25 protein-coding genes are annotated in these 17,188 nt (G+C 44.8%); 2 read left to right on the top strand and 23 right to left on the bottom strand.

Features of this window, described 5'->3' with window-relative positions; translation table 11 throughout:
- Positions 1 to 24: 24 nt before the first annotated feature.
- The 23 genes from ACTXGO_RS01290 to ACTXGO_RS01180 all read right to left on the bottom strand — a co-directional run bounded on the left by ACTXGO_RS01290 (position 25) and on the right by ACTXGO_RS01180 (position 13,733).
- Positions 25 to 141 carry a GpE family phage tail protein gene (locus ACTXGO_RS01290; protein WP_286707787.1) on the bottom strand — a complete coding sequence of 39 codons (117 nt, stop codon included), beginning with the start codon at positions 139 to 141 and terminating at the stop codon, positions 25 to 27.
- An 8-nt stretch (positions 142 to 149) separates the two neighbouring features.
- Complete coding sequence (locus ACTXGO_RS01285; protein WP_319050022.1) at positions 150 to 476, bottom strand: phage tail assembly protein; 327 nt, start codon at positions 474 to 476, stop codon at positions 150 to 152.
- Between the two features lie 81 nt (positions 477 to 557).
- Positions 558 to 1,085, bottom strand: a complete 528-nt coding sequence (locus ACTXGO_RS01280) for a phage major tail tube protein (RefSeq protein WP_240365240.1) — start codon at positions 1,083 to 1,085, stop codon at positions 558 to 560.
- Positions 1,086 to 1,123: 38 nt separating this feature from the next.
- Positions 1,124 to 1,723, bottom strand: coding sequence for a phage tail sheath C-terminal domain-containing protein (locus ACTXGO_RS01275; protein ID WP_443573200.1), 600 nt, complete (start codon positions 1,721 to 1,723; stop codon positions 1,124 to 1,126).
- 12 nt (positions 1,724 to 1,735) lie between these two features.
- On the bottom strand, positions 1,736 to 2,320 hold the full coding sequence (locus ACTXGO_RS01270; protein WP_443573199.1) for a hypothetical protein: 585 nt from the start codon (positions 2,318 to 2,320) through the stop codon (positions 1,736 to 1,738).
- On the bottom strand, positions 2,320 to 3,270 hold the full coding sequence (locus ACTXGO_RS01265; protein ID WP_443573198.1) for a hypothetical protein: 951 nt from the start codon (positions 3,268 to 3,270) through the stop codon (positions 2,320 to 2,322). The genes ACTXGO_RS01270 and ACTXGO_RS01265 overlap by 1 nt, the downstream gene beginning before the upstream one ends.
- A 1-nt stretch (position 3,271) precedes the next feature.
- Positions 3,272 to 3,505, bottom strand: coding sequence for a hypothetical protein (locus ACTXGO_RS01260; RefSeq protein WP_443573197.1), 234 nt, complete (start codon positions 3,503 to 3,505; stop codon positions 3,272 to 3,274).
- 179 nt (positions 3,506 to 3,684) lie between these two features.
- A complete protein-coding gene (locus ACTXGO_RS01255; RefSeq protein WP_443573196.1) occupies positions 3,685 to 4,245 on the bottom strand; it encodes a phage tail sheath protein in 561 nt (186 codons plus the stop codon).
- A 38-nt stretch (positions 4,246 to 4,283) separates the two neighbouring features.
- Positions 4,284 to 5,285, bottom strand: coding sequence for a phage tail-collar fiber domain-containing protein (locus ACTXGO_RS01250; protein WP_443573195.1), 1,002 nt, complete (start codon positions 5,283 to 5,285; stop codon positions 4,284 to 4,286).
- A 21-nt stretch (positions 5,286 to 5,306) separates the two neighbouring features.
- On the bottom strand, positions 5,307 to 5,837 hold the full coding sequence (locus ACTXGO_RS01245) for a phage tail protein I (protein ID WP_443573194.1): 531 nt from the start codon (positions 5,835 to 5,837) through the stop codon (positions 5,307 to 5,309).
- On the bottom strand, positions 5,830 to 6,720 hold the full coding sequence (locus ACTXGO_RS01240) for a baseplate assembly protein (RefSeq protein ID WP_443573193.1): 891 nt from the start codon (positions 6,718 to 6,720) through the stop codon (positions 5,830 to 5,832). Before ACTXGO_RS01240 ends, ACTXGO_RS01245 begins: the two co-directional genes overlap by 8 nt.
- Complete coding sequence (locus tag ACTXGO_RS01235) at positions 6,717 to 7,106, bottom strand: GPW/gp25 family protein (protein ID WP_443573192.1); 390 nt, start codon at positions 7,104 to 7,106, stop codon at positions 6,717 to 6,719. The genes ACTXGO_RS01240 and ACTXGO_RS01235 overlap by 4 nt, the downstream gene beginning before the upstream one ends.
- Complete coding sequence (locus ACTXGO_RS01230) at positions 7,099 to 7,707, bottom strand: phage baseplate assembly protein V (RefSeq protein ID WP_443573191.1); 609 nt, start codon at positions 7,705 to 7,707, stop codon at positions 7,099 to 7,101. The genes ACTXGO_RS01235 and ACTXGO_RS01230 overlap by 8 nt, the downstream gene beginning before the upstream one ends.
- 85 nt (positions 7,708 to 7,792) lie before the next feature.
- Positions 7,793 to 8,236 (bottom strand): phage virion morphogenesis protein, encoded by a 444-nt coding sequence (locus ACTXGO_RS01225; protein ID WP_443573190.1) that lies wholly within the window; start codon positions 8,234 to 8,236, stop codon positions 7,793 to 7,795.
- Positions 8,237 to 8,238: 2 nt separating this feature from the next.
- On the bottom strand, positions 8,239 to 8,670 hold the full coding sequence (locus ACTXGO_RS01220; protein WP_443573189.1) for a phage tail protein: 432 nt from the start codon (positions 8,668 to 8,670) through the stop codon (positions 8,239 to 8,241).
- Positions 8,667 to 9,293: an N-acetylmuramidase family protein gene (locus ACTXGO_RS01215; RefSeq protein ID WP_443573188.1), complete on the bottom strand. Its 627-nt coding sequence runs from the start codon at positions 9,291 to 9,293 to the stop codon at positions 8,667 to 8,669. The genes ACTXGO_RS01220 and ACTXGO_RS01215 overlap by 4 nt, the downstream gene beginning before the upstream one ends.
- Positions 9,290 to 9,601 carry a hypothetical protein gene (locus ACTXGO_RS01210; RefSeq protein ID WP_286797829.1) on the bottom strand — a complete coding sequence of 104 codons (312 nt, stop codon included), beginning with the start codon at positions 9,599 to 9,601 and terminating at the stop codon, positions 9,290 to 9,292. The genes ACTXGO_RS01215 and ACTXGO_RS01210 overlap by 4 nt, the downstream gene beginning before the upstream one ends.
- Positions 9,588 to 9,995 (bottom strand): hypothetical protein, encoded by a 408-nt coding sequence (locus ACTXGO_RS01205; protein ID WP_201512349.1) that lies wholly within the window; start codon positions 9,993 to 9,995, stop codon positions 9,588 to 9,590. Before ACTXGO_RS01205 ends, ACTXGO_RS01210 begins: the two co-directional genes overlap by 14 nt.
- Positions 9,986 to 10,192 carry a tail protein X gene (locus tag ACTXGO_RS01200; protein WP_093071408.1) on the bottom strand — a complete coding sequence of 69 codons (207 nt, stop codon included), beginning with the start codon at positions 10,190 to 10,192 and terminating at the stop codon, positions 9,986 to 9,988. The genes ACTXGO_RS01205 and ACTXGO_RS01200 overlap by 10 nt, the downstream gene beginning before the upstream one ends.
- Positions 10,192 to 10,644: a head completion/stabilization protein gene (locus tag ACTXGO_RS01195; protein ID WP_290176985.1), complete on the bottom strand. Its 453-nt coding sequence runs from the start codon at positions 10,642 to 10,644 to the stop codon at positions 10,192 to 10,194. The genes ACTXGO_RS01200 and ACTXGO_RS01195 overlap by 1 nt, the downstream gene beginning before the upstream one ends.
- Positions 10,645 to 10,750: 106 nt before the next feature.
- Positions 10,751 to 11,521, bottom strand: a complete 771-nt coding sequence (gene gpM, locus ACTXGO_RS01190; protein ID WP_443573187.1) for a phage terminase small subunit — start codon at positions 11,519 to 11,521, stop codon at positions 10,751 to 10,753.
- A 301-nt stretch (positions 11,522 to 11,822) separates the two neighbouring features.
- Positions 11,823 to 12,842 (bottom strand): phage major capsid protein, P2 family, encoded by a 1,020-nt coding sequence (locus ACTXGO_RS01185; RefSeq protein WP_286797835.1) that lies wholly within the window; start codon positions 12,840 to 12,842, stop codon positions 11,823 to 11,825.
- 54 nt (positions 12,843 to 12,896) lie between these two features.
- Positions 12,897 to 13,733 carry a GPO family capsid scaffolding protein gene (locus ACTXGO_RS01180; protein WP_443573186.1) on the bottom strand — a complete coding sequence of 279 codons (837 nt, stop codon included), beginning with the start codon at positions 13,731 to 13,733 and terminating at the stop codon, positions 12,897 to 12,899.
- A gap of 181 nt (positions 13,734 to 13,914) precedes the next feature.
- Between ACTXGO_RS01180 and ACTXGO_RS01175 the strand changes: the two genes are divergently transcribed.
- On the top strand, positions 13,915 to 15,699 hold the full coding sequence (locus tag ACTXGO_RS01175) for a terminase large subunit domain-containing protein (protein WP_443573185.1): 1,785 nt from the start codon (positions 13,915 to 13,917) through the stop codon (positions 15,697 to 15,699).
- Entirely contained in the window at positions 15,699 to 16,709 is a 1,011-nt protein-coding gene (locus ACTXGO_RS01170; protein ID WP_443573184.1) for a phage portal protein, read from the top strand. Before ACTXGO_RS01175 ends, ACTXGO_RS01170 begins: the two co-directional genes overlap by 1 nt.
- The last annotated feature ends 479 nt before the right edge of the window (positions 16,710 to 17,188 follow it).

Here is a 17,188-nt window from a genome sequence, read left to right as displayed (position 1 = left end):
CTCATTCGTGAAGGAACCAAACTATCATTCATCAGGGTTATTACGGATACGCGCTCGTTCACGCCAATCAGCAAGCTCTTCGATAGTCATGTGATACATCGCTTCTGGTGTCCAGCCGAACACCAGTGCGATATCTGCCATGCAGTCTTCTACGCGGTTGGGATAGCTGCGGTTTCGGCTTGCAACTGATGTTTCGCTTTGGTAAAAAAACCTGCAATAGTTAACCCCACATCCATCAAATCAGCGGCATCCATATTTTTAACTTCATGCTCATGAATAACCGGGTTGCTGATACGAGGAAGTACCACGGCTAGGGCATCGACTTTGGCCATTGAAATATCGATTAACGATTGGCCACGCAAGTCACCACCCATCGGACGACGCAAGGTAAATTCTTTAATCTCTTTTTGCTTGTCGCCAGTACCGCGAATGATAGGGTAGTCTAGTTCGATAGTCGGCATTTCTACGTTGCTCATGGTGTATCCTTAATTAGTCGTTTTAATAAGTTTTTTAATCAAATAGGTGTCTGGTTTGGCCACTTAATTTGTATGATCAGTTTAGACGGTGGTAAACATTCCCATTGCTTCACGGATCTCTTTTAGTCGGTCTTCACCATTAACGATACACTTCATCGCCATTGCATCAATTTCAATGATGTCTTCACCGTCTACGACCAGCTTGTAATACGCCAATGAATACTTGAATGACTCTTCTGTGTCGTCGCCTAGCTTGGCGCTACCAGGGTCGATCTCTTCTAAGCGACCACGGCAATAGATATCGACCGCTGACACACTGCAGTCATCATCACGCTGATAGGCACCTGAATAAGACAAGACGACCTTATCAATACCAGCACGTGCAAAGTCGCGGTACAAATCTGCTTCATGACCACCGCACTTAATGGTCATCTCCATGGCTTCTTGGCCCAAGTCCACCTTGACCGGCATATCCATACCACCAGCGCGATACTCTTCGAGCACGCGAGTCAGTTTGGGCAGCTCAATCTCTGGGATCTGACCTTGATAGCGCTTTTGGTTACCAAGGCCTTTGTAGGCCATGAAGTTCTTTAATTTACGAGGTAACATAGGGTTTCCTTTTTAGTAATAGGGTCGTCAGGTGGCTATTAGGCCGCTGCTGCTACCAAGTCGGCAAAGTTGACCAGGTATGTATCAGTGATCGTCTGATTCAAGTTAAGGTTTTCGAGATTAGGCACTGGGGTAAAGTCATAATCTAGATATAGCTTGCCTTGCATGAGCAACGTTTCGCTGTTTAGCTCGTTGTTGTACCAGCACTTTGCACCAATTAAATATCCGAAATTAACCATCTCCTGCAGCTTGGCATTGATGGCACGAATGACGTCACGGACGGTTGTTGGTGATAGCGGCTGATCAATGAACTGAAAGCAGCCATTGATAATAGTATCGAGCAAAAACTGCGAGGTACGCACGACTGGCTCAAACATATACTCAGGCTGATCAGAGCAAGTATGACTGCCCCAAAATCTAAAGCCGTTATGCTGAATCAGGCTGGTCACGTCATTGGCGTTTAGGTATCCGACCTCAGTATCTGGGTCTTCTAGATCCCAGGTACGCGGATATTTGATACCACTAACAGTATCGATGGCGACATTAGACAGCGACTTGACGAAGCTGTACTGGTGCGTCTTGTCTAGGTGGGCGCGTAGAGCTGCGGCTACTGCGATGATTGGGGTTACTTGGGCCATAATTTTCCCTTATTAATTGGTTAGGAATAGAAATCGGTTTGAAGTGCTCATACCAATCGTAGATAACGTCAACGGATCATCGTTTGACTTCGTAGTATCAGTTAGCAGTACATGCTCAGCACCGTAACGCTCGCGCTGTAAGCGGTAGCACAAACGATTGTGATCACTCACATACGCAAAAATAATGTCGCTGTTACCGATGTTAAACTTACGCTTATCATCAAGCGACAAGCGCGGATTGGTGATATTGGGATAGAGTGTCACCACGTTTTTAGCCGCGCTTGAGTCATACCAATACAACTTAGCAACGCCATTTTCGACGTATGCAATCGTTGGGCGCATATTCTGATCAAAACTAAAGCTCATCTCAGTGACATCACCCGCAAACGCTAATACTGCGATTGGCTCAACGCCGCTACGCTGTAGGTAAATAGCTTTACCTTTGACGTAGCCGTACCAGTAGTACTGCATAGGCTCACTGGTATCAGATAGCGCGATACCGCCCAGCTCCCAGCACTTTGTCGCTGTCTGTGACTTATTGCGTGGTGGCAAGAATGATGCTCTATCAAGCTCAGTCAGCGTATTGTCGGGCAACATTACAAGTCACCCTCATAGCGTCCCCAACTAAATTCTAGCGGGATAGTAAGCGTATCTTGATTTGTTTTGGTGATAGGGCTATCGTCTGCTACGCTGCCAAAGCGTATTTGAGACAAGAAAAAAGTAAACCGTTCATATGCTGCTATATTTACCGTCCGTATAGGTATGTTCGCATCTTCAATTTTGAATTTTAAGTCTAGGACCCTTTTTAGACTACCGTCAGCGTAGGATCTTAAACTCATAACAGTATTAGATCTATTTCCTGAAGTTGACGGCCCCGCGGTTGTGAGTGGTTGCAAGTCTTCTTCACTCCATGCAACGTATTTATCAAAATCTGCTATGGGTTCGCCTACCTTTTCCCATGCTGCTCGGCCTACTGATGCCAAACGCACAACTACGTTATATGGAACTGTGTCACCGTTAGTATTATTTAGGTTTACTGTGTGGCTAGCGTCTAAGGTGCTTACTACTCGCCATACTTTATAATAAATTTCTAAAATTTCGCCAGCTAGAATAGTGACAGACGTAGGTTGCCCGCTGGAGTCTTTAATAAGCACTCTAGTACACAAATATATATTACTAGCTGTTGAACCTTGACTAGCTAGCCCTGCTTCTGTCACGTTTACATTATCCAGATTACCAAAAGAATATTTATAAGTTACGCTAGTTTTATAAGTATTCGTACCATCGTCAGCATAGCCATATTTAGACGCATTTTTTGAGCCGGTTGCACTTGCTACAAAAGAGTCTAATGCCGTTTGGGTTGCTGCTGGGGTACTGTTACCGCTACCGATAACACAGCGAGCAAAAATACTGTCCCCTTTTCCACCGCCAAGAAAGTTTAACCCTTGGTTAAGAACTAAATTTTTTTGGAAGCCAGTATCAGTTTTTACTGTTCCGTCTGCTTTGGTGACAACGCAGCGAACTTCTCCTGCTATACCTACGTGCATTTTATGCTCCTACTTTTAACGTAATATCTAATGGTTTTACTGACGGCATATACGCGTCACTGTCATATACGTTGTGCTCAATCAATACGCGCTTGAGTGTGATATCTAGTGGCTGAACGCTTGGTTGATATGCGTCATCGTCGATATTCTTGCTCATGATTAGCGACTTCAGGATAATATCTAATGGTTTTGCTGACGGCATATACGCGTCATTGTCATCAATATTTTTATTCATAAGCAGTGAGCGTAATGTAATATCGAGCGGCTTAACGCTTGGCTGGTACGCATCACTGTCAATCGTTGTGTCTTTTAGTATCTGTTTTAGCGTGATGTTTAACGGCTTAACTCTGGGCTGGTAAGCATCTTCTTTTTCTACAAGTACGGGGTATGGCTTACTTGCCCATAGCCGCCGTGTTACTTTCCCGGCGCAACCGGCTCACCAAAAGCCCCTTCAATCAGCATCAACTCACGAGCAGCGAACGTATCGCGATAAGTGGCAATATCTTCTTTGACCGTAATCAACGTACCGTCTTCAGCTCTCGGCGACGCATATACAAAGGCCCGACGCTTCTGAGCGATCTCAATCAGCTTACGTGTCATATCTGGCGTATCAATTTCAGGTGCGATCAAGATCTTTGGGGTCACACCAAGGCGAGATTGGCAGCTCAGTAGCGTATCTACTGTCGTCAGATCGACCGGCTCAGATACTCGCAGAACAACAACAGTCGTATTCTGGATAGATTTAATGGTGCGTAAGCATTGATGCAATAACTGATCATCGCTACCTGCGTTAGTGACATCAGTCGTGGTAATACCAGTCAGTAGTACTGGTGTATCAAGAGGGTAGGCTGTGTCATCAGCGTCAGCGCTAATACTGATAAGTGCTATCGTGCTCGTGCTGACGGACTTGATAATTGGCGTGATATTACTGGTCTCAGTAGCAGTGACACCGTGATGGTAAGTAGTTAATGCCATGGTCTAGATCCTTGTTTTTGTCTAAAATAAATAGTGTTTTAAGCAGTACGTAACCACTTGCCGACCACTTTTGATGGCTGAATGTTATTGTGCGGCTGGTCGCCACCTGCCTCATCTATGTAACCAGTCTCATAGATACCCGTGGTGTCGACAGCTCTATCAGTTTCCTGTGAATCATCATGAGCAATTTTGGTTCTAGTGGATATGCCCAACGTATGACCGTGACTTGCCGACTCTTCAATCGTCAGCGTGTGCTCGTTTTCACCAAACTCATTGCCGATAGTTTTATAGTCGCTAGGATCGCTTGCTTTTTTAGATAGTCCGACTAGCGTACGACCTTCCGCAAATCGCTCCCATGTACCATAGCCATGATGGGTCGCGACAGCAGACGCGTCTGAATGATTGAGGGTGGTCTGGTAGATATCGCCGACTTTATACGGCTGTAAATCTAAAAGCCCTGCAATGCCATCTTCTATCTTTTTGATACGACCTGAAAGCACTTCAAACTGGGTAGCCATAAGCTCATCCTGTAATTGATTGATAATATCGTGTAGTTCACTCACTAAAGACTTCAAAGCAAAACGGTCGGCAACCCAATCCCGAGTAGCGAGGACCACGTTGCCGTCCATTTCAATGACAACAGTCGCAAGGTTGTCTGCAGTAATCGTAAATATAAGCTCCATGTCACCGCCAGCGCCTTCAGTGAGCGTTGGACGATAGCCACCGTGGAAGTTACCTACATAGACAAGCTTGCCGGTGCTATCTGTAATCCCAACTTCATGCAGGTTAAAGCCGCCTACAGTGGACGGGACAACTGCAGATACTTCAGCCGTCGTGTCATTGACGATCTTGATAGAGGTTACGGCTACTTTTGCTCTTTGATTCACCAGGCTAGTCTGAGTCAAACGCGAATCAGGTAGATATGGCTGATCATTAGCATCACCTAATACCACATCCGTTAATGCCAGCTGTGAACCAGCTTGGGCATTGGCAATAAATGACTTGCCATAGTCAGTGAGTAATACATAGTAGTTGGCCATTATTGTTACCTAAATAGTTACCTAAGCGTTTGGAGTTGATAGATAAGTGACATTGCCAGTCCGACAAGCGCCGGCAACATAAAATTGCGAGCCATTGACCACACTGGCATCAATAGAGAACTGATCACGGGCAGATTTAACGCTGTCCAGCGCGGTATAGATCTCTTGTTGCTGTTGGACGCTCACGCGACCGCTAGTGATTTTTACTGTAAATGTATAAGGCGTGCCTTTTGGATATAGCTCATGCCATGCAAGCAAACTATGACCTATGCCTAGGTTTTGCATCGCTTGCGTCAGCGTGTCTTTAGTACCGCGCTGCGCGTTAAAATCCCGTGCGCCTTTCACCACATCACGCTTTTTTGACTCTGGCCATTGACCATCCCAGTACTCGACGCGGCGTGACCAAGCAAGCCACGGTAAAAAATCATCAGGGCAGCTATCAGCATCGATCAGACTGGCAAAAGTAACAGGTAACGCATCAATGCGCTGAGTTTGAGTATCAAGCGCTTGCTCAAGCTTGGTGCTGTTTTTTGGTAGTAGCGCATTAGACATCACGGTACTCCACAGCACTGATCGTCACGTCGATACAGTTGGCATATTTGCCATCTGGCAAACTGATATCAGCAGTAGGTTGTAAAAGGCTGACACGTTGGACACCCGCTTGATGTAAGGCGTGATATAAACCAGATAACGTGACGTCATAACCTAAGTAGCGTACTTGCTCGATATATTTATCAAGCTGTGCACGGGCTGCAGCAATCACCACGTCTTTATCTGGGCCCGGATAGAGTGTCAGTTCCGCTTGTAGGCTCCAATCCTCTGGTTGACCAGCTGCAATACGCACGCTATCGGTAAAAGGCCGGCGCTCATCCGTATCAACGGCCAGTCTCACTTGTTCACGTAGTGCATCGCTAGCGATAGCATTATTATGGCTTTGAACATAGACAGTCACGCGACCAGGGGATGCAGTGACAACACTTGCATCACGAACATCACCATCAGCAGACAGTGCCCAAAATAGATAAGCGCCTTTACTACCTGCAGAGGCTCGTTCAGGTTCTAATTGGACACGGCGACGTAAGGCCGTGTCAGATTCCATGACATCAGGGATCGGCGGGACAGCATTGGGATTGCCAGGCTTGACCAATAGACGAGTCACACCAACGCCAGCGGCAAGATGATCAAGCGTTGTGCCAGTGGTATAAGCAAGCAGCATTGATTTGGCTGTTTGGTTGATATGATTGGTCTTAGACATCAGACGATAAGCAAAAAGCTCAAGTATCTTAGTCAATGGCTCGCTTTCAAGCGTTAATGCAGCGGCAAGTTGTGGATCTTTGGCTGTCAATTCAGCTTTAAGGTCGGCAAGCTCTGCTTCAAAATCTAAAGGCGTTAAAATATCAGGGGCAGGTAGGCCAGATAGGTCGATACGGCTCATAGCGCACCGCCTAATGACAGATAAGTACGTTCAATCTTTTTGCTAATCACATAACGATATTCAATCATCAAACTGGCCACGCCTTGTGAGGTACGGTCTTCAGTCAACAGCTCAATGCGAGTTGGTGTAACACGAGTTTCCCAGCGCATGAGCGCATGAATGACGGAGGCGCGAAGCTGCATAATAAAATAGGCATTAATAGGTGAGTCAATTAAGAATGGTAGCAATGAGCCGTAATCACGGCGCATGACACGACTACCGATAGGCGTCATCAATATATCGCGGACGCTTTGTAAGATATGATTGGTCTGGTCAATACGCTGACCAGTACTGCGTGACATGCCTTTGACATTAATCACAGTGACGTTGTTATCTTGATTAAGCATTAACGCCCCCAGTAGTGTCTGAGCCAGACTTAACGTTTTTATGACCGTGGTCTAAATACGGTTGGTCATTGATAACTAACTTTCCGTTCTGATTAATCGTTTGACCGTTCAAGGTATAAGACTGGCAACCAATAGAATAGGACTCGCAATTAACATCAAAGTTATTACAATCAAAAGAAATATCGCGAGCAGATATTTGCACGCGGTTGGAAATAAGCGTAGTAGTAGAATCATCAGGTAAAGTAACCCCTAGGTTATGTGTCGCGTGGTTATAGATAAATGTCGCACCATCATCACAATGAATCTCAAACGTATCAGCATTGGCGGATGGCATCGGCTGATCATCATAATCAAACGATGTCGTTACCAGTCCAGTCGACAGCTCACCAGTCTCGCTAATAACGAGAACTTGCTCACCAACACACGGTGGATTCCAAATTTTGACCTTACCGATGCGAGCTGCTGAAAACTTTAGCCAGTCAGTCTGTAGACCATCTATCTGCACCCGGCAACGAGCATTAGCATGATCAACGTCTGTGACAATGCCTCGATTGATAAAACTTTGGAGCCGGCGCTCGTTTTCGATAGGGGATGTATTCATGACGTTATCGTCACTCATAACGGCTATTAGAGGCAAAAGCAAAGACGGTGTAAGTGAGCAATCCACCACAAAAACATAGTAGTGATTAATCAGCGGTTAGTGACTCGCGTAGCACTCGAATAATGATATGTCTGTCAGCACGAGAGATGCCGATCAGCTCTCGTTTGGGGTAGGGGAATTTCTTAGAGCTATCAGGACGGACAGTACTGCGTTGGCCCTCGTGATGAACCCGTGCTATCTTGGCGGCGCTGCCTTTAAAACCAATTTGGGCATAGCGACTGGTTGCATTAAATTTAAGATAACGCGCTTTGGTCAGCTCGCGAAACATGGGGTTGTTAGAGGCTTTCAATGGATCTACAAAATCGCTACCATCAGGATCCGTTTGTGCGCGGATACGCTCTCGATTGACCGCTCGCATTTCCATAGCTAGGGTGCGATTGACTTTTTTTAACTGCTTATTATCCAGCTGACTCGCTATTGCGGTCGCCCATTCAGGTAATGCAGTGGCTAGTTCAGTTAAGTCGCTCATGGCTATAGATTTGGATGATGTAAAGGTTTAGGCGGGTGTAGAATTGGACGTGGACAAGCATTGAACACGTAATGCCCACTATCATCAGTAGATACCTGGACAATCTCTTCAACTTTAATAGTAAAGACTACAGTGGTTGTGTAATTGCTCAATATATAGGATTCAAATTCAATCGGTGATGGTCCAGATGATGGAACTGGATCTTGATTCTCTTGATACCATGCCAAAATAGCGACAATAACTAAATTAGCGTCAATGCTCTCAGGGAACTCATCAACCTCGACCAGCAATTGATAATGTTGACGATGGCTCAATGATTGACCAGTCCATTTTAGAGATCCTTTTTCTACGCTAATAATTAACCGGTCGGGATTCTGGGCAAAGAACTCGACTTTATCAGTTAAAAATTGGCGTAGGCTGTCATCAAATATCATGCGGCAAGCTCTTTATCCCAGTATTTCTTGCGATCACGCATTTTAGTATCGTAATTGTTCTTTTTATAGTCGCGACCATTGTAAACTTCAGCAAATAGCGCCCAATCACCAGTACGGATAGCATTTAACAAGCGATGATCAGTTTCGATAAATCGGCAGAAAGCATCGAGTTGTTCGGGCTCACCTTTTGATAGTGTGAGAACATAATCAACAGCAGATTTATAGCCCAGTCGCTGCCAATGAAAGCCCATAATTTGGAATGCGCCCCAACTGGCTGACTCTAAGCCTAGGTCTTTATCAATGCGACGCGCTTTCTTTAATCGGTCGTGTTCAGCAGTGCCGCCACTATAGCCGCCACTACGATTGTTGACTACATCGGGAGTAGTACGAACATGATCAAGTGCCTTTTCACGGCCAAATTTTTTGTCTAGCAATCGATACATGATGTGGCGCTCAAACAATATTTTAATGCGCCATTGATTATCATCTTTATCAAATAAGAACCCAGCACCGCGTGACTCTACGTCACTAACAGCACGGATGGCAGATTCATCACAACGTAAGCGGCGAGCAGCGACTTTATAATCACAGTCAATCAGTGTCATCGGTTGGGTAGTGCTCATACAAGATTATCCTTTTTTGATTGATTAATAGCGCTAATAAACACGCCATAACGCGCCCAAAAGGCTCGTAATTTAAAATAAGTAGTAGCGGTTGCAGCAGCAGCAAGCATACGAAATATTGGTAGGGCCCACACACCGTCCCGACCAGTGGTCTCATCAAATGCCAAGCCGACACAGCTCAATGCAAAAAATAAAATAGTGAGCGTAACCAGTGAGCCAAGCTCGCGATGATATTTAATGATTGTCAGAGCACAAACGATGGCAATGACAATGATAGATAAAGTCGATAACGTCTCAAGAATGATCATGATTGTCCGCCTCGTTGGCTGGTTTATCTTTGAATAAAAAAGGGAAAAAATGACGCAAAGCAGCCATTAGAAGGGGCCGTACATTGTCATTCACGAAGTCATAAAATGTGACAAACAATTCTCGTCCGACCATGCCATAAATGATTGCGTAGCCAGTGGCATAGTTGCCACCCGTCAATAGTTTTGCAGTAATATCCGATAGCATCACTGCAAGCAATACACCCGCAGTCGCATTTTGAGATCGCATCCAAAAAGGCTCAGCGCGGATCAACAATAGACGGATGCAAGCGCCACCAGCAGCAGCCCAGATAACAGGCAAAGTAATCAACAACCATTGCAGATGGTTACTCATAACATCATCAATCGTTAATACCTGAATTTGAGTTACGTCCATAATTGAATGACCTGCTTTTGTGTACGTTCGGGCGCGTCTGGCAATTGAATATCAACGCCGGTAGGAAGTACAAGATCGTAACCAACCAGATGTGGATTGAGATCCATAACTTGTTCAGTAACGCCGCCAGTGAAGCTGAAATAGCGTAAGCAGATCAAATCTACTGTGTCGCCTTGCAATGTCGATACAACACGCATCAGATAAGCTCAATGGTTGAATGCGGCTCATCTTTGATATCAGCAATGGCATTGCGTGCATTGCGATAGCACGTATCGATTTGCGGCGTGAGCTCTTTAGTACGAGCAGTAGCATCTTTGCCTGTGTCATAGTCACGATAGTGTTCAGTCAGTTGTGCCTTTGCTAAGTTATAGACGGCCTTTTTGAAGCTAAAACACTTGTCTGTATCATTAGTCAGGTCGTAATCTTCTAAAGTAAGAGAGCCGTGCTGGTGTAGCGCATTGGCCGTCCAAGCTTTTAACTCACGACAGACGCTATTTGCAGAATCAGTCAACGCATATTTCATTCGCGCTGGTGTTACTGTGCCGTCGAGCTTCATTGCGTCAGCGAAGTCTTTGACAGAAATATCAGGCATAAATGCAGGAGTAATTACTATGTTATCTACGACTGGATTGACAGCACTAAAACCCATAACAACTCCAAGTATTGATAAGAAAAATAAAATAGGTTGAGGCGGTGGTCATATCAGTCATATGCAGTATCAACTGAATGCGTCAATGAGCCGCCTCGGCTCGCGGCTACGAGTTGTTTTCGTCCGATTGCTCAGACAAATTTGGTTCTGGTACCGCTTTTTCTTCTTCCGGTACCGCTTTTTCTTTAACTGGTCCTGGTACCAATTCTGACTCTGGTACCGCTTTTTCTTTAAGCTGTTTCTCAAGGCGTTTGATTGAGCCTTTCACGCCGCTATTTTCGTCAAACTTCAGCGCATTTTGAAAGTTATCTAATGCAAATACTGGATTGATAGCCTCCATCAATTCACCGACTTGGCGTGATAGCTTTGCGCGTACCTGGTCAGGCATGTCAGCATCAGCGGTAATAGTGGATGCGCGTAGTACTTGAGCGATTTGCTCATCATCGATTTCATTGCTGGTTGCTAATTTTTTAGCAGTATCAGCAATCTCTTCAGCGACGACAGTAGCGAGTGTACGTTGATGCGCGTCTGGCATTTTCAAATCATGCTTCATCGCGTATTCAGCGATATCAAGCGCAGGACCAAAGTTACCGATGTCGATATGCCATAACATCAAGGTCGTCAAGAGATTATCTTGATCACCTTTGCCAGCTGATAAAGTTGCGTTGATCCATTCGTCATAATGACCGACCAAATCGCGCTTCAGCTCAATTTTGGCTTGGATAGATTGCTTAGACTTTAACGCCTGCTTATCTTCACGCAATTTTAGTTGCAACATGCGATAGGCTTGATTGGGTCCCGCAGTGATATTGGTTACTTCTTTTTGTGATAGAGCCTTCTGACGGTGTCGAGCCGCTGGTGTTGTTTTATTAGTCATAATTCCCATCCTTCGTTAAATTTTATCCGTCCCATCCTTCAGCCAGACGTTAACGCTTCTTTTTAGTGCGTCGGTTGTTACGTGAGTTATGAGGGATAAGCCTCCAATGTGCGTGTAAATCCAAGATACTTGATGGCCACATTTTATTTTCCTTATCAATCGTAGCTAACAGAATAGTATTGCGCTCACATGCTTGTTCTAAATTAATCAGTGCCAATCGCATTGAGTCTGCCAAGCTCAATAACATTTTATGCAACCGGGCAGTAGCCAACTGCCACCGATTAATCAGAAGTTCAAACATTTATACAAGTACAACGTTTTCGATTAAGCAACCGGCTTTGTAGTCTTCAACAACATAAGCTTCGTTGTCTGACTCGTAGAATGCGACACGATCATACTCAGGCTCATCTTTATGATGGCGACGGCGGCTTTCATCTTGATAGTAGATAGATAAGTTGTCTAATGGAGTAATCAGTATGGCATCAGCTGGGAAGTTCGGAGGGGTAGACTCAATTTGCACGCCACCGACCTTATCGAGCATTAATAGGCTGTTTACTGCGATGACTTCGCTTGGCGTGTTGTTGTCGTTGACCATATTAAAGTCACGCGAATCATGCAGGTCTCGACCTAAAATGACACGTAACGCACTGTCATCACGGACGATAGGATCAATCAACTGATTACGGCAATCTTTGACTAGCGCATCAAGGTTTTTGTAGTGTTCAGCACTAGCACCAACAGAAACTTGACCTGTACCGACTTCTGATTCTGTCATGACTGATTCAGGTGCTTTGGTACGCCATTTCTCTAACCAGCCAATATTCACATCTTGCAATAGTGGGTTTGCTTCGATATCAGTATCGGCGGCGACTTCGGTGCCATTAAAGCCAATCGTAATGCGATCAAGACCTTGCTGCTTGACGACTGCATCGCGGATTTTCTCTTGGAACTCAGGGACACGGGCCCAAGCGTCAAGCTTGCTATAGTTAATCGCTGTGTCAAAGTTAGTTTGTTCACAGACGTAAGTATAAATAAGACCAACTTCGCCAACGTTTTTAGGGTCGCGGCGTTTGCCACTTTTAGTATTGGTACGGCTTGCGATACCACCGCTGATACCTAGACCAAGTGCCTCACCTTTTTGATCAGTTACAGGGATGATATTAATCTTTTTCAAGAACTCGCTAGATTCTTGGATTCGCACTTCAACTTTTTGTTGGACTGATGGCACGACAGTATATTGATCAGTCGCATTGGGTACACCGTTCAGCTGTGCTTGATTTGCCAAATAGCCATTAAACTGTTGACGGGTAATAGTTTTCATATAGTGATGTCCTAATGTGTGTAGTAGTCAGTTAAGTATTGCTATTAGGTAGTATTAGCAGTCAGATTTGACGTAATCAGATGAGCCGGTAGCAGCTGGACGCTGGGTGTAATTATCTTCAGGCGTATTATCAAGATTGTCTTGCACGCTCTTCAAAGACGTTTCAACTTCGTTTTGCTTTTCAGCAAAATCAGATACCGTCGTGTTTAAATGCCCAACAGAAGCGTTGATCGTGTCAATAGAACTTGCCATTGTTTGCATAACATCTTGGAAGCTTTTGATGGTTGCCGGCAGTTCAGCAAAAGCTTGTGCGGTGGCCAGATCTTTATCTTTGTCTGTTTTAGGTATGACAGGGGCGGCAAACATATCTTTGACAGTTGCAAAGACTGATTTTGGCTCTTCTTTATATTCCCAAGCGCTTTCCGCTGTGGAAATGTAAGTGTCAGGGTTTTGTTTGCGAGCAGATAAAGGGCTTTCATCTGGATGCTGTTGGCAAAACTTCATATAGCTGGTGCCAAGTGAGGCAGGACTATCGGTACAAGCTAAACCAACCATATAGGCTTCTTTGGTATCAGCAAATTCTGGATAGAACTCAATAGAGAAATATACTTTTTGCTTCGACTTGGCGAGTGCGATTAGTTCAGGGGTTGGATCAACTTCTGCCAATAGATATAAATGATCATCAACTTCTTCAGTCGATAGCGATATCACATCGCCATAACAGCGAAAATCAGAGTTTGGGAACATTGCACGGTAATGTTCTAAATTCACCCGTGCGCCGTATACTTCTGGATTATAGCCAGCGGCCATTTGAGTAATGTGGTCACGAGTGATTTCACGGCCGTCTGTAGTTTGGCCAGCTCGTGCAACTCGAAAAGTCTTGGTAGTCATAGACGGTCCATGATTTAAATAAAGGGAGTTTAGGGGTCGTAATTTCAAAGCTTTACTTTGACCTATTGTGATAGGCAAAAACAAAAGCAAAGACGGTGTATCAGGACAATCCACCACAAACAGTAATGATTAAACTGCTCTACTAAAGGAAAGTAGCGTCATACACTTATGAGCTGCGTTCATGTCTGCCCTTATCACCCTACCGACTGGCGAAAATCCAAAAACTGTTGCCCGTGGTCTCTATTGGCAAGGTTGGAGTATCAGCGCGATTGCAGAAATGGTCAGTACGCCGCGCACGACCGTAGATGGATGGAAAAAATCAGACGGCTGGGATGAGGCAAAGCCTCTAGATCGAGTAGAGTCCACGCTCGAAGCGCGTATGGTTCAGCTGATTAACAAGGACGATAAGACTGGTAAAGACTTCAAAGAGATTGATCTGCTTGGTCGTCAAGTAGAGAGAATGGCCAAGATCCATAAATATAAAGAGTCTGGCAAACAGTCGGATCTCAATCCCAACCTATCCAACCGTGGGCGCAAAGCAGGACAAAAAAACCCTTCAAACGTCATACAAATAGATGACATCGATAAATTCAAAGACTCATTCAGAGATTGCTTGTTTGATTATCAAAAGGTTTGGTACAGCGCAGGTCTGACCAACCGTATTCGTAACTTATTAAAGTCGCGCCAAATTGGTGCAACCTGGTACTTTGCGCGTGAAGCTTTTCTTGATGCCATTGAGACTGGCCGTAATCAAATATTTTTATCAGCATCCAAGGCTCAGGCTCGTGTATTCCGCGAATACATCATTGCATGGGCGATGGAAACTGCAGGGATAGAACTGACCGGTGATCCGATCACGTTAAATATAGAAGGGCCCGAAAAAGACTACAGCGCGACCTTATATTTCTTAGGCACCAATAGCCGCACTGCACAGTCGTATCACGGCAATGTCTACATGGACGAATATTTCTGGATTCATAAGTTTATTGAATTCAGAAAAGTTGCATCAGGAATGGCCATGCACAAAAAATGGCGTCAGACATACATATCGACGCCATCATCCAAGCAACATCAAGCATATAAATTTTGGACTGGCCAACTGTATAACCGGGGCCGTAAAGGTGACGATCGCATCGAAATAGATGTGACGCCGCATAACCTAAAAAATGGGAAAGTGTGCGGTGATAAGCAATGGCGTCAAATCGTCAATGTGTATGACGCGATGAAAGGTGGATGTGATTTATTTGATATTGATGACTTGCGGATGGAATACAGCGAGGACGAGTTTAATAACTTGCTGATGTGTGAATTTATTGATGACACGTTGTCCGCTTTCAGTGTCAGCGAACTACAGTCATGCATGGTCGATACGTTAGAGATATGGGATGACTGGAAGCCTTACACGCCAAGGCCACTTGGTAATCAGCCAGTATGGCTTGGCTATGATCCATCATTGAGCCGTGACAGCGCGGGACTTGTGATATTAGCAGCACCAAGCACACCAAATGGCATGATACGCGGCATAGAGCGTTTGCAGTTTAAAAACCCAGACTTTGAAGCACAGGCGAACGTCATCAGAGAGATGACGGAGAAATATAACGTTGAATATATAGCGATTGATGTGACCGGCCTTGGCATTGGTGTTTATCAGTCAGTGATTAAGTTCTACCCGCAAGCCGTCAAACTACACTATAGCCCAGAGCTCAAACAGCAGTTTGTTCTGAAGACTAAAGACGTTATCAAGAAGGGCCGTCTGTCCTTTGATCACGAATGGACTGATGTAGTAGGGGCTTTCACATCGATTCATAAAACAATTACCAATAGCGAAAGGGCAGTGACTTACAAGGCCGATCGCAATGAAGACACTGGCCATGCGGATCTAGCATGGGCATTAATGCACGCACTACATAGAGAACCTTTAGCGATCGCTCAAGGTGAAGACGAATCCGCACTGGAGATATATTAATGAATGAAACTGAAAACCTTGATGCAGTAGATATGCCTGGTATGGAGGCTTTCACGTTTGGCGATCCAATACCAGTTATGGAGCAGTGGCAAAGTCTGTACTGGGGTGAATGTCACAATCATCAACTATGGTATGCGCCGCCGTACGATCCAGATGCTTTGTCTAAAACCATGAGAGCATCGCCACATCATAGTAGTGCGATCTTTGTTAAGCGTAATATCTTAGCCAGTACTTTTATACCGCATCCTCTACTATCACATCGTGATTTCAGTAAGCTTGCACTAGATCATTTGACGTTTGGCAACGCATACGTTGAGCGAGTACAGTCAAGATCCAAAAAAACTATGAAGCTAAACGTACCATTAGGTAAGTACATGCGTGTGGGTACTGATGGCGAAAGCTACTACTTTGCCACGCATAGCTGGGCCGAACCCCATAAGTACAAAGCAGAGAATATCTGTCATATTATAGAGCCTGATATTAATCAAGAAGTGTACGGCGCCCCAGAGTATTTATCAGCACTCAATGCTGCTTGGCTTGATGAATCAGCCACATTATTCCGCCGTAAGTATTACTTGAATGGTAGTCATGCGGGTTACATCTTATACATCAATGATCCAGCAACGAATAAAGAAGACATTGATGCAATCCGTAAAGCTTTGAAAGACAGCAAAGGCCCCGGTAACTTTCGTAACCTATTTATGTATTCGCCCAACGGTAAAAAGGATGGAATCCAAATCTTGCCGATCAGTGAAGTCAGTGCCAATGATGACTTCTTTAAAATCAAAGAAGCGAGTCGAATAGATATTGCAGCTGCTCATCGAGTACCACCTCAACTGATGGGAGCGTCGCCGACGAATGCGGCAGGCTTTGGTGATCTAATCAAAGCAGCCAGAGTTTTCGCAGTCAATGAACTTATGCCACTGCAGCAGACCATGCTACAGATTAATGATTGGCTAGGTGAAGAAGTCATCAGATTCAAAGACTATTCACTACTGAAAGAAGATTAATAACCAATTTTAAGATCAATATATCCGCTCTAAATCGAGCGGATTTTTTTGGCTTTCAAAAAACGCAATCGAAGCCCCGCCTCGCCCACGATAAAAAAACGTGGTTTTCGACGACCATGACGATCCTGGCGGTGGCTTTAGCGTAACTAGGGGCAGGGCAGATAATTAGATGTTTTAAATGACGAGATATGACGAATATTTATACTCAATCCCACGCTAAAATATATGGGATGTAGAAGTTAAGGCGCTGTACGCGAATAAACACAAGGTTTGCGGGTGATAGGTCAGTTCTGTGCAATCCCACGGTCTATCCCATCGTGGGATTAGACTCAAATTGCAGACATAAAAAAACCTGCTCGAAAGCAGGTCTAGTATAGGTTTGAGAACTTTTATCACTATCCGAAAATGGTGGGGCTGGAGAGACTCGAACTCTCACACCTTGCGGCGCCAGAACCTAAATCTGGTGCGTCTACCAATTC

The sequence above is a fragment of the Psychrobacter sp. T6-1 genome, assembly GCF_052258445.1.
Note: the sequence above shows the minus strand (reverse complement) of the source record. Positions and strands in the feature narration are given on the sequence as shown.